The 13134-nt window shown below is 28.9% G+C and carries 12 protein-coding genes; 7 read left to right on the forward strand and 5 right to left on the reverse strand.

What is annotated here, in order from left to right:
- From M3Z80_RS06755 to M3Z80_RS06765, 3 genes are all read right to left on the reverse strand, one after another.
- The coding region (locus M3Z80_RS06755) for a GNAT family N-acetyltransferase (protein ID WP_293918760.1) at positions 1-447 on the reverse strand (447 nt) is incomplete at its 3' end.
- Positions 448-522: 75 nt separating this feature from the next.
- Complete coding sequence (locus tag M3Z80_RS06760; protein WP_293918762.1) at positions 523-2058, reverse strand: YifB family Mg chelatase-like AAA ATPase; 1536 nt, start codon at positions 2056-2058, stop codon at positions 523-525.
- Between the two features lie 465 nt (positions 2059-2523).
- Positions 2524-2931: a hypothetical protein gene (locus M3Z80_RS06765; RefSeq protein ID WP_293918764.1), complete on the reverse strand. Its 408-nt coding sequence runs from the start codon at positions 2929-2931 to the stop codon at positions 2524-2526.
- Between the two features lie 152 nt (positions 2932-3083).
- On the opposite strand from M3Z80_RS06765, the gene typA reads away from it, so the two are divergent.
- Positions 3084-4844 carry a translational GTPase TypA gene (gene typA, locus M3Z80_RS06770; RefSeq protein ID WP_293918766.1) on the forward strand — a complete coding sequence of 587 codons (1761 nt, stop codon included), beginning with the start codon at positions 3084-3086 and terminating at the stop codon, positions 4842-4844.
- Positions 4845-4933: 89 nt separating this feature from the next.
- On the opposite strand, the gene trxA is transcribed toward typA, so the two are convergent.
- On the reverse strand, positions 4934-5254 hold the full coding sequence (gene trxA, locus M3Z80_RS06775) for a thioredoxin (RefSeq protein WP_293918768.1): 321 nt from the start codon (positions 5252-5254) through the stop codon (positions 4934-4936).
- A gap of 472 nt (positions 5255-5726) precedes the next feature.
- On the opposite strand from trxA, the gene lipB reads away from it, so the two are divergent.
- The 6 genes from lipB to M3Z80_RS06805 all read left to right on the forward strand — a co-directional run bounded on the left by lipB (position 5727) and on the right by M3Z80_RS06805 (position 12876).
- Positions 5727-6440 (forward strand): lipoyl(octanoyl) transferase LipB, encoded by a 714-nt coding sequence (gene lipB, locus M3Z80_RS06780; protein WP_293918770.1) that lies wholly within the window; start codon positions 5727-5729, stop codon positions 6438-6440.
- Positions 6441-6839: 399 nt separating this feature from the next.
- Positions 6840-8768, forward strand: a complete 1929-nt coding sequence (locus tag M3Z80_RS06785; RefSeq protein WP_293918772.1) for a DUF349 domain-containing protein — start codon at positions 6840-6842, stop codon at positions 8766-8768.
- A 27-nt stretch (positions 8769-8795) separates the two neighbouring features.
- Entirely contained in the window at positions 8796-9848 is a 1053-nt protein-coding gene (gene ribD / locus M3Z80_RS06790) for a bifunctional diaminohydroxyphosphoribosylaminopyrimidine deaminase/5-amino-6-(5-phosphoribosylamino)uracil reductase RibD (protein WP_293918773.1), read from the forward strand.
- A 31-nt stretch (positions 9849-9879) separates the two neighbouring features.
- Positions 9880-10500 (forward strand): YigZ family protein, encoded by a 621-nt coding sequence (locus tag M3Z80_RS06795; RefSeq protein WP_293918774.1) that lies wholly within the window; start codon positions 9880-9882, stop codon positions 10498-10500.
- Between the two features lie 496 nt (positions 10501-10996).
- Positions 10997-12421, forward strand: a complete 1425-nt coding sequence (gene dnaA / locus M3Z80_RS06800) for a chromosomal replication initiator protein DnaA (RefSeq protein WP_293918776.1) — start codon at positions 10997-10999, stop codon at positions 12419-12421.
- A gap of 2 nt (positions 12422-12423) precedes the next feature.
- Complete coding sequence (locus tag M3Z80_RS06805) at positions 12424-12876, forward strand: low molecular weight protein-tyrosine-phosphatase (RefSeq protein ID WP_293918778.1); 453 nt, start codon at positions 12424-12426, stop codon at positions 12874-12876.
- A gap of 59 nt (positions 12877-12935) precedes the next feature.
- Here the strand turns inward: M3Z80_RS06805 and M3Z80_RS06810 are convergent.
- A partial coding sequence (locus M3Z80_RS06810) for a hypothetical protein (protein WP_293918780.1) occupies positions 12936-13134 on the reverse strand: 199 nt, incomplete at its 5' end.

Below are 13134 nucleotides of genomic sequence, written 5' to 3' on the forward strand. Positions count from 1 at the left end.
ATTAAATTTTTTACCCGATTCTTTAAAATTTCCTATCAATTTAAATCCAAATTTATTATGTAATCTACGGCTCGGTTCATTGGGTAATGAAATTACTCCTATTAGGGAATGTATATTTATTTTCACTGACTCTTGGATTAATCTTGTAAATAATAAACTACCGATGCCTTGTTTGGTTTCATAACGATCCACATAAATACTATTTTCTAAGGTAATATCATAGGCTGATCTTTCCCGCCAGTTATTTACATATGCATATCCTATTACTTTCCCGCCTTTTTCATAAACTATATAAGGAAAGCCCTTCTTAAGAATTTTTTGAATTCTTTGTTCTATATCTCGTTTGCTCACTTTTTCTTCTTCAAAGGTAATAACTGTATTTTCTATATAATAGTTATATATTTCAGCTATTCTTGGTGCATCCGACGGTTGAACCATTCTTACCATATTCATTAAATTTTGAGAAATAAAATTACAATTAATTTAAAAAATTTTTGCCAATATTATCCTTTTAATATTACCTTACTTTACCCATCCTTCCCTATCCAGACTTCGATATTGTATGGCTTCTGCAATATGATGCGATTGTATTGTTATAGATTTTTCTAAATCAGCAACGGTTCTTCCTACTCTTAAAATACGGTCGTAAGCCCTGGCAGACAAACCTAGACGTTCAATTGCTGATTTCAAAAGTTTTTTAGATGAATCATCTAATAAACAATATTCATCCAGTTGTTTCGGTCCAATTTGAGCATTATAGTGTATCCCTTCTATTTTCTTATATCTTTCTGATTGTATTTTTCTTGCCTCAATTACCCTACTTCTTATTTCAGCACTAGATTCTCCTTTCCTTTTTGTCGATAAATCATCAAAAGGCACAGGAGTAACTTCAATATGAATATCTATTCTATCTAATAAAGGTCCTGAAATCTTATTCATGTATCTTTGCATTTCCTGAACTGAACTGGTATTTTTTGGATCATTGGGGAAATATCCTGAAGGAGAAGGATTCATGGAAGCTATTAACATAAAACTGGCTGGATAAGTAATCGTAAATTTTGCTCTTGATATAGTTACTATTCTATCTTCTAGAGGTTGTCTCATTACTTCCAGTACCTGCCTGTTAAATTCAGGTAATTCATCTAGAAAAAGAACTCCATTATGTGATAGAGAGATTTCTCCCGGTTGAGGATAACTCCCCCCTCCTACTAAAGCTGCGCCCGATATTGTATGATGGGGATTACGATAGGGTCTTACGGTCATTAACGAAGATTCAGACCCTAATTTTCCTGCCACGGAATGAATTTTTGTAGTTTCTAAAGCTTCAGATAAGGTTAATGGTGGCAATATAGATGGGATTCGTTTGGCAAGCATAGTTTTTCCACTTCCCGGAGGACCTATTAATAATACATTATGCCCTCCGGCAGCTGCAATTTCTAATGCTCTTTTTACATTTTCTTGACCTTTTACTTCAGAAAAATCAAATAAAAATTTATTATTATTTTCAAAAAATTCTTCTCTCGTATTAACTACAACCGGTGTTAATTTTTCTTTTTTATCAAAGAAATTTATTACTTCTTTTATATTATTGATTCCGTACACCTCAAGGTCATTTACTATTGCTGCTTCTTTGGCATTTTGTCTAGGGAGAAAAAATCCTTTGAATCCGTCTTGTCTTGCTTGTATAGCTATGGGTAATACTCCCTTTATAGGTTGTAAAGAGCCATCCAAAGATAATTCTCCCATAATTAGATATTGTTCCAAACCTTCTCCTTTTATTTGTTCAGAGGCTGCCAATATGCCAATAGCAATGGTCAAATCGTAAGCAGATCCTTCTTTTCTTAAATCTGCCGGAGCCATATTTACGGTAATCATTTTACCTGGCATTTTATAACCACAATTTTTAAGAGCAGCAGAAATACGATGGGCACTTTCTTTTATAGCTGTATCAGGCATTCCAACTAACTGATATCCTACTCCTCTATCAACATTTACTTCAATTGTAATTAATTGGGCATTTACACCATAAACAGAACTTCCATAAGTTTTAGTTAGCATATAAATATAATTTATCCGTATAAAGATAAAAATATTTTATTTTATATTATTACATCTTAATGCAGTGCTACTATTCTCCAGCTATTTTACAATATTTATATAAAATGAAAACAGTTATTAACTTAAATAATTATATATCAATAAGTAATTCTTTTATGTATATTCATTTTGATGCTATTAGCTCCTTAAAAAGAAGAATGTTAAAAAAAATTTAACAATGTTATCAATTGGATTAACTTGCAAAGAAAATACTTATATAATTCTAATTTTTTAAAATATTTTTACTTATAATAATTTTTTCATTTTCGAAATTCATCCTGTAATAGTGCAATTATTAAATTTAATATGTTATGTGCTGAATAATTAAGTAGATTATTTATGAATTATATATTAGGTAAAGATCATTATATTGTTGGTTTGAGTCTAATATAAATTAAAAAATAAGAAATTTATTACGAATAAATCCTAGTTTGAAGCAGCTTTAACCAATTGCATATACCAAGTCGTAAGCTTTTCCTGTTGTTTTGGGTCTAAACTTTCTTTGACTTTTTTAAATTCTGTATCAAAATCGTTTGCTTTTAATTGCAATTCCAAAATTTTATCAGTTTCTCCTTTTCGGGAAGCTTCAGCCATTTGTTCAAAATAAGATTTTATGTCAATTACAAACTGGTTAGCATATTTAGTATCAAATGTGGGTATATCATTAATAGGTTCTAAACTTATGACATCCTTATTTATAGATTTCTTGTCTATAAGATTAGCACTATCATTATAATTTATTTTTTCCGGTTCATTTTGAATCTTTTTTTTCTCTTTACAAGAATTCATTGTTATTGTTATACCTAATAAAAAAAGGATATAAGCTATTTTCATATTCAAATCTTTTTATTTGCTATCAAAATTACAATAAATCTTGTTTTTAACTAAATATTTTAATTACTATTATTATAATTTAATTTAATATCACAAAACCATATATTTAGTAATAAAAAACTTACATTTGCACCTGAATTTTAAAATCATATATGCAATCAATTAGAAATATAGCAATTATTGCCCATGTCGATCATGGAAAGACAACATTGGTAGATAAAATTATTCAATCCTGTAATGTTGTTGAGAAAAATGACGGGGATTTAATTCTAGATAATAATGATCTAGAACGTGAAAGAGGAATAACCATTTTGTCAAAGAATGTTTCTGTAAATTATAAGGGAATAAAAATCAATATTATTGATACTCCCGGACATGCTGATTTTGGAGGAGAAGTTGAACGAGTACTTAAAATGGCTGATGGTGTTTTATTACTTGTAGATGCTTTTGAAGGGCCTATGCCTCAAACACGATTTGTATTAAGTAAGGCGATTGAGCTAGGTTTAAAACCGATTGTAGTAATCAACAAGGTAGACAAAGAAAATTGCCAGCCAGAGCATGTTCACGACCAAGTATTTGAACTGATGTTTAATTTGGAGGCTACAGAAGAGCAATTGGATTTTGAAACCGTATATGGGTCTTCTAAACAAGGATGGATGTCGGGAGATTATAAACAACCAACAGATAATATTACCTATTTATTAGATAAGATCATCGAACTGATACCGGAAGCACCTTATGTTGAAGGAACTCCTCAAATGCAAATTACTTCCCTTGATTTCTCTAATTTTGTCGGTAAAATAGCAATAGGCCGTGTATATAGAGGAGATTTAGTCTCCGGAAAAGATTATACTCTATGTCAAGAAGATGGTAAAAATAAAAAAATACGTATTAAAGAATTACAAGTCTTCGAAGGGTTAGGAAGAAAATCAGTAGAATCTGTAAGAAGTGGCGATTTGTGTGCTGTGATCGGAATTGATAATTTTGAAATCGGAGATACCATTGCAGATTTAAATGAACCAGAAGCACTCCCTCGTATTGCGGTAGATGAGCCAACTATGAGTATGTTATTTACCATAAATACATCTCCTTTTTTTGGGAAAGAGGGTAAATATGTTACTTCGCGCCATTTAAGGGATCGCCTTATGAAAGAAACTGAAATTAATTTAGCTTTACGAGTTGAAGAAACAGATTCTGAAGATAAATTTAATGTATTTGGACGAGGAATTTTACATTTATCAGTCCTCATTGAAACTATGAGACGTGAAGGATATGAATTGCAAGTAGGAAGACCTAAAGTTACTATTAAAGAAATAGACGGAGTAAAACATGAACCTTATGAACATTTGGTAATTGATGTTCCGGATGCAGTAGCAGGTAAAGCAATTGAACTAGTTACTCAACGAAAAGGAGAATTAAAAGTGATGGAGCCTAAAGGAGACTTGCAACATTTAGAATTCGATATATCTTCTCGTGGACTTATCGGATTGCGAAATCTATTACTAACAGCAACTTCCGGAGAAGCTATCATCAATCATAGATTTAAAGATTTCGAACCGGTTAAGGACATAATTCCACAAAGACAAAACGGATCAATGGTTTCATCTGAAACGGGTCAAGCTTTGGCTTATGCAATTGATAGACTACAAGATAGAGGCAAATTTTTTGTAGAACCCGGAGATCAGATATATAAAGGTCAGGTAGTAGGTGAGCATAGCCGAGATAACGATTTAGAGGTAAATCTAATTAAAGGAAAGAAATTGACTAATGTGAGAGCCTCCGGTTCTGACCAAGCAGCCAAAATTTTCCCAAAAGTTGAATTCTCATTAGAAGAAGCTATGGAATATATTAAAGATGATGAATATCTTGAAATAACTCCTAAAAGCTTACGAATGAGGAAAATCAATTCCTAATTTAGAATAAATATTATATTTTATTATAAATAAAAATATCCTGAATAAATTCAGGATATTTTTATTTTTTTTAATTTTTACTAATTGTCTTAATCCAATAATGCATTCATTTTTTCTGCAAGTTGTTCTTTAGGTTGAACCCCCACAACTTTATCTACAACTTGTCCATTTTTAAAGAATAAAAGCGTTGGAATATTTCTGATTCCATATTCTACTGAAATTTCCTGATTTGCATCAATATCAATTTTAGCCACTTTTACTTTACCCTTAAATTCTTCAGATAATTCATCCACAATTGGTTTTAAACTTCTACATGGCCCACACCATTCTGCCCAAAAATCCACTAAAACAGGTTCCTTGGAGCTTAATACTTCTTCTTTGAAGGTTTGATCATTAATTTCTAAGCTCATATAATTATATTTATTTGCATCATTAAATTATTGAACAAAAATAATTTAAAAATTTCATTTTACACTATTAATAAAAAAGCATTTTAAATGATTTATATTTAAAAAAAATTAATATATGCTAAGTTTATTAAGAAAAGTTAAAGAAAAAATTATTTATCTCAAATTTTATCCTTAACATAATAATATCAAGTTTAAAGATTTTATTAACAATTTTTACCTAAATCTGTAATTTATTTTTGTTTTTAAGAAAAAAGATGTATATTTGCATCAATAATTAGTTGTTCTTTAATAAAGTTTTTTAGTGTTAATGAACCCTTTCATAGTTTCTATTGAAAGGGTTTTACATGTTATAACATTTTATAATATTTTTCACTTACTTTCTTCGTCTCGACTTAGCTTATATTAGTTTATTAATAAGTCTGACTTTCTTTTCCTATATATTTATTTATATTTATAAAATTAAATTTGCCGAATGTACAAAATTCAAAATAAAAAAGTCATATATAAAGATTTGCATCAAGCTGACTATCTTAAAACCTGGAAATTACAAGAAAAATTATTAGAACACATTATTTCAATTAAGCTAAATAATAAAAAACTTAGTAATAGTAAATCACTACTTACGCCTAATTATTTTTTAAGCGTCTCCCATCCTCATATATTTACTTTAGGAAAAAACGGTAATTTTCAAAATCTTTTAATCACTAATTCTAAACTCCAAGAAATTGATGCTCAGTTCATTAAAACTAACCGAGGGGGTGATATTACGTATCATGGTCCAGGACAAATTGTAGGTTATCCTATTTTAGACCTTGATAATTTTTTTAACGATATACATATGTATATGCGGAAGTTGGAAGAAGTAATCATTAAAACTATAAATCATTATGGAATAAAAGGGGAAAGATCAACTGGTGAAACAGGAGTTTGGATTGATGCAGATAAACCTTTTGCTAGGAAAATTTGTGCAATTGGCTTAAAAGCAAGCCAATGGGTTACTATGCATGGTTTTGCATTGAATCTCTCTCCTAACCTTTCGTATTTTGATTACATAATTCCTTGCGGAATTAAAGACAAATCAGTCACATCCTTAGAAAAAGAGTTAGAAAGGAATGTGGATCCTTATGAAGTAAAAAAACTTATTAAAAAAAATTTTTCTGAAATATTCGATTTTGAATGGATTTAATACTTTATAATTTTTCCAACTCTTATAAAAATTAGACCTAGAATTAGTTTTTTACTACTATTTTTTCAATAATCACTCCATATAAGTATTAATATTTCTCGTTTTATAACAGTTATATAAAACCTTAGATCCTTTAAAAACAAATTTTTAAAAAATTATATTTTAATTGAGGCTAGGATTGAACATATATTAGCTAATTTAACATATATTTAATGAATTTTAAATTTTATTTTTTTACTATTTTATTTATTAAACTACTCTTAGGTTTTTATAACTAATTTATCTTATAATATAAAAATTAATTTTCTTTTAATTATTTAAATCATTTACATTTTATTATTACTTATATAGCACATATGCAATATTTTTTATATTTTTGTTTGGAAAAATATCAATAATATGGGCACTGAATCGGATAACCTGCATCATGCAGAAGGAAATGAAAAAAATGTAGAATCATTACAAAATGATGTAGAATCATCCTATCATCAAGACTCTGCTAAGGAAGATTCTATTGATGAGCTTAATTCTGAAAACAATAAGGCGGATCATTCCGTTGAAGAAACAACGATCCCGGAAAAAGATTATGAGTCTTTTTCATTAGACAAACTTATTGATGAAGTTAAACACCTCCTTACTAAATACCCTGTTTATTTAATTGGAGAAAATATAAACTCAATAAGAGATATATTTACGAAAAAATTTGATGAGCATGAGGTTGCAAGAAAGGAAAAGTTTCTTGAAGAAGGGGGCGATGAGTTAAGTTATCAACCGGATCTATTTTTAAAAAACAAATTTAATTCCGTATATCATGATTACAGAGCAAAACTTAACTCATATTATAAAGAGCAAGAAAAAAACGAACAAAACAATCTTACTAAAAGACTTCAAATTATTGAAGAATTAAAAGAGCTTTATACGACTCCCATGGAATCCATAAGTTCTTTCTTTAAAAAGTTCAGAGATATAAAAGAAAAATGGCATAATGCAGGTAAAATTCCAAAATCAAAAGCTGGAGATGTATTCAGAACATATTTTCATCACTTGGATAATGCGCATGAGTTTATTAAATTAAATAAAGAGCTTGAAGAGTTAGATTATGCTCATAACTTGGAACAAAGAAAAGCTATAATAAGCAGAGCTAATGAACTAATTACTGAACCAAGTGTACAAAAAGCATTAAACGAACTGCAATATTTACATAAACTTTGGAAAGAACAAGCAGAACCAGTAGCTGAAGAATTTAGAGAAAGTACTTGGCAAGAATTTAAAACCATTACTCAAAAAATTCATGAAAGAAAATCTGAACTATTCGAAAAAATAAAAGAAGAACAACAAGCTAATTTAGAAAAAAAGCAAACTATCATTTCTCAGCTTGAATCAATAGCAACAGTAGAAAATCCGGATCATTCTTTCTGGCAGAATAATGTCAAAAAAATTGAAGAATTACGAGAAGCTTTTTTTACAACAGGTAGAATTCCGAAAGAAGTAAGTGGCGATACATGGAGCAAATTCAAAAATCTTCTTCATGAAATAAACGGTAAAAAAAATACTTTCTATAAAGACTTAAAAAGGGTACAACAAGAGAATCTTAAAAAGAAAAACGATTTATTGGAGATTGCCAAAGCAAATAAAGATAGCGAAGACTGGGATGTGATCTTAAATCTTTATAAAAAGATTCAGAACGAATGGAAAAACATTGGTCATGTTCCAAGAAAATATTCTGATAAGCTATGGGATGAGTTTAGAGAAAATTGTAATTACTTCTTTAATAGATATAAACAAAGAAATAACAAAGTAAATGAAGAATGGACCGAAAATTTGAAAAGAAAACAAAACCTTTTGTCAGAAATATCTTCATTTACTGCGAACAATAAAGAAGAGGCGCTAGCTAAAATCAATGAATATAGCATTCAATGGAACTCTATTGGAAAAGTCCCAAGAGAAGAAATGAGTATTAACAAAGAATTTAATCAAGCGATAAAAAATATTATCAAAAAGTTTGATATAGATAAAAATGTTGTTGATGAAATTCAGTTAAATATTAAGGTTGAAAATTACAAACAATCTAAAGACGATAAAAAGCTGGATGAAGATCTTAGAAAGATGAGAAAGCAAATACAAGATCTTGGACATGAAATTGTGCAACTTGAAAATAATTTATCGTTTTTTTCAAATGCGAAACAAGATAACCCTATTTTACAAAATACTTTAAATAATATTGAAGCAAAAAAAGCAAAACTCGAAGAATTAAAGCAAACATATTCTAAGCTTGTTAATCTGAATTTGTCTGACGATGAATCAAACGAAGAGGACAGTGCAAATTAGGATTATTATCTTTTGTTATATAAATTTATGACTAAAAATGTGGATGAGATCTACATGCATCGTTGTATAGAACTAGCTAAAAATGGATTAGGAACCACCTATCCTAATCCTTTAGTAGGTGCTGTAATTGTTTATGATCACAAAATTATTGGCGAAGGTTGGCATAAGAGATCCGGTGAAGCTCATGCAGAAATCAATGCTATTTCTTCTGTAAACGATCAAAGTTTATTAAAAGAAAGTACACTATATGTTTCTTTGGAGCCTTGTTCCCATCATGGTAAAACTCCTCCCTGTGCATTAAAAATTATTGAATTAGAGTTTAAAAAAGTTGTTATAGGTACTTTAGACCCCACCGGTAAGGTGAATGGAAAAGGAGTTGAATTGATTAAAAATTCTGGAGCCGAGGTTATTATCGGCATTTTAGAAAAAGAATGTAAAGAACTAAATAAGAGATTTTTAACATATCATACAAAAAAACGACCTTACATTATCTTAAAATGGGCCGAAACATTAAATAAAAAAATGGATAATGGAGTGGAAAGAAAACACCCCTTCTGGATCAGTAACCCATTTTCAATACAGAAAACTCATTTATTAAGATCCCAAGAACAATCAATTTTAGTCGGTAAAAATACTGCATTAATAGATAACCCCAGTTTAACAACAAGAACTATTTACGGCAAAAATCCGATTAGATTACTCATAGATAAAGATTTAGAAACCCCCTCCTCTTTTAATATATTTAATCAGGATGTCGTCACTTATGTTTTTAATAAAAAAATGACGAGTTCAGAAGAAGGAATAAATTATTTTAAGATAAATTTTGATACGGACATTCTTCCACAGATAATGAAAATTCTATATGATAAAAATATTCAATCAATTATAGTAGAAGGAGGTAGACAAACTTTACAGCATTTTATTGATTCGGAATTATGGGATGAGGCAATTATTATATCTTCTCAAATTATCGTCAAAAATGGCACTAAATCTCCCAATCTCTTTGGTGAAATCACTGAACAGGAATATATAGGAAATAATCTTATCTCATACATAAGAAATATATCCTCCATATTGTAAGCACGAAATCTACTTTATTTTAAATTTATGTATGTCTGATAAATTTATTTATAAAACTATAGATTCTGAAATAACTGATGCACTTTTAAAAATAAAGGGAAGCAAATTTTATGGTCTTTTATTTAATGTAAGTAATGAACAAGAAATAAAAAACTATTTACAATATAGCCAAGAACTTTACCCCAATGCTACTCATTATTGTTATGCGTATCGTCTTGGAATTTCAGGAGAACTTTATAGGGCAAATGATGATGGAGAACCATCCGGAACAGCAGGATTACCCATTTATAATCAATTACTTTCTTCGGAACTTACTAATGTAATTTTAATTGTCGTACGATATTTTGGCGGAACAAAACTTGGCGTAGGCGGACTAATTAAAGCTTATAAGGAAAGCGCCCAACATACCATAGAATCAGCAAAGATTATTATAAGAGAACTTAGCGAAAAATATGAACTAACTTTTGATTATACCCATCAATCTTCCGTAATGATGCTATTAAAAAAATTAAATATTGATATTTTAAATTCTAATTTTTATGAAAAGTGTAATCTATGCATTGAAATACCTATGAAGAAAAAGAATTTATTTTTTGAAAAATTCGATTCTCATATTGCTCAACATTTTGTTTCTATAAATATGATACCATAGGCTAAATTTTTAAATCATTACAATTCTTTTATATTAATTTTAAAAAATATTATTAACATTAAGCTTGATTCATTTTTTCATATGAATATTTTACTTATTTAAACAAACCTTTTATTTTTTAAAAAAAATTTATATCCTGACATGAAAAATGGTCAAATTTCATTATTTTATATAGAAGCATTTATATTGATTGTTAGAGACTATTTTTATTAATTTACTCCATATAAAAATTAATTGAAATTTGTAAATAAATCTTAGCATTCTATTTCCTAAAATATTGCAATTAATTAGTTCACCTTTGTTTTTTATATTACTTTCACTTACATTACGCCCAAAATTAGCCTTTATATAAATAAGATAAAACTTATATTTATTTACTTACTAATAAATTTCTTAAAATACAACAGCAAATACTCTTTTTTTTTCTAAAATAAATTAACAATTTTGTGATCTAAAAAACTGTTGAATATTTCAACATATATTTACCATAATTAAGATGATAAAAACGGCGATTTCAATATGGGAAGCTTGTCTACAGTATATCAAAGATAATATCTCTGAGAAATCTTATTTCACATGGTTTCAACCGATAAAAGCCGTAAAGCTTCAAGATAAAATTTTAACAATTCAAGTACCTAGTAAATTTTATTACGAATATCTTGAAGAAAATTATATTAAAATAATCAAAAGTGCTTTAACTAAAAATCTTGGAAAAGATGCAAAATTGGTTTATTCCATTATGATGGAAAAGAACCAACAAACAGATGCTTCTTTTACAGTAAATATACCAAGTTCGCAAAAAGCACAAATCAAGCTTCAGGAAGTTGAAGCTCCTCTATTTATTGAAAGAGGATCTATAAGTCCATTTGCAGTTCCCGGGTTACAAAAAGTAAAAATTGATAGCCAACTCAATACTAATTATACTTTCGAGAATTTTATTGAGGGAGATTCTAACCGTCTGGCTCGATCAGCAGGAAAACAAATTGCAAAAAGACCTGGTGGAACTTCTTTCAATCCATTATTTATTTATAGCAGTGTTGGATTAGGTAAAACTCATTTGGCCCATGCTATTGGCTTAGAGGTAAAGAAAATACAATCTGAAAAAACAGTTTTGTATGTTTCAATGGAAAAATTTTGTCAGCAATTCCAAGAGGCTACTAAGTCAAATAATAGAAATGATTTTATGCACTTCTATCAAATGATTGACGTTCTAATAGTTGATGACATTCATTTTATTTCTGGGAAAAAAGGTACACAAGAAGTTTTTTTCCATATTTTCAATCACCTTCATCAAAACGGAAAACAAATTATTTTAACTTCTGACAAATCCCCTGTTGATATTCAAGATGTCGAACAACGGTTAATTTCACGTTTTAAATGGGGACTTTCCACTGAAATTCAAATTCCTGATTATACTACAAGACTTGCAATTCTTCAGCAAAAAATGGAATTTGATGGGATTGAGCTTTCTGAAGAAGTATTAGAATATATTGCTAAAAATATAAAAACTCATATAAGAGAGCTTGAGGGATCTTTAAATTCAATTATTGCTCAGGCTACTTTTAATAAGAAGGAAATAACATTAGAACTTGTTGAAAAGACACTATCAAACCTTATTACCAATTCGAAAAAAGATATTACAATTGAATATATTCAAAATCTAGTTTGTGACTATTTTAAAGTATCTATAGATGCATTACAGTCTAAAACTAGAAAAAGGGATATTGTACAGGCAAGACAGTTAGCCATGTATTTTGCCAAGAAATATACCAATGCGTCTCTTTCTTCAATCGGATTTCAAATAGGAAAGAGAGATCATGCTACTGTACTACATGCCTGTAAAACTGTTGACAATTTATTTGAAACTAATAAGTTATTCAAATCCTATGTTGACGAATTAAATAAAAAATTGACATCTTAGATATGAAAATTTTAATGGTATGTTTAGGAAATATTTGTCGTTCTCCAATGGCAGAGGGAATTCTACGATCAAAGCTTCCGGATAACTATATTATTGATAGTGCAGGAATTGCCGATTATCATGTTAATGAAAAACCTGACAAACGAGCCATTGAAATTTGCAAAAAAAACAATATCAATATTTCTCAATTAAAAAGTAGGCAATTCGTAACTTCTGATTTTGATAAATTTGATATTATTTATGCTATGGATCATGCTAATTACAGTGATTTGATTTTTAAAGCAAAGAAAGAAGCAGATAAGAAAAAGGTTAGATTGATTATGTCTGAATCACCCAATACAGAAAAAAAAAGCGTTCCTGACCCTTATTATGGCAATATTGAAGATTTTGAGAAGGTTTTCGACCAATTAAATGATGTTTGTACTTATATCGCTGAAAAAATTGTTAAAGATTAATGGATAATTCCACTACGATTTTCTAGTTGATTGAGTTCTATTCTGACTATCATGGTTTTTTAATCTTTTTTAGTAAGCCGATGCTTCAAGTCATTTGGTAAATATTTTTCTAAAATATTTTCATCATCATCAACTAAAATAACCTGAATAGAACAACTCTCTTTTAATGAATAAAGTGCTGATGCTAATTCAGTGAAGCGTTGTTTTTGTAGTTTAATTGATAAAGGGTCATCATCTTCATAAATTTTTGATTCTGAT

It is taken from the genome of Apibacter sp. (assembly GCF_025291155.1).
GTDB lineage: Bacteria > Bacteroidota > Bacteroidia > Flavobacteriales > Weeksellaceae > Apibacter.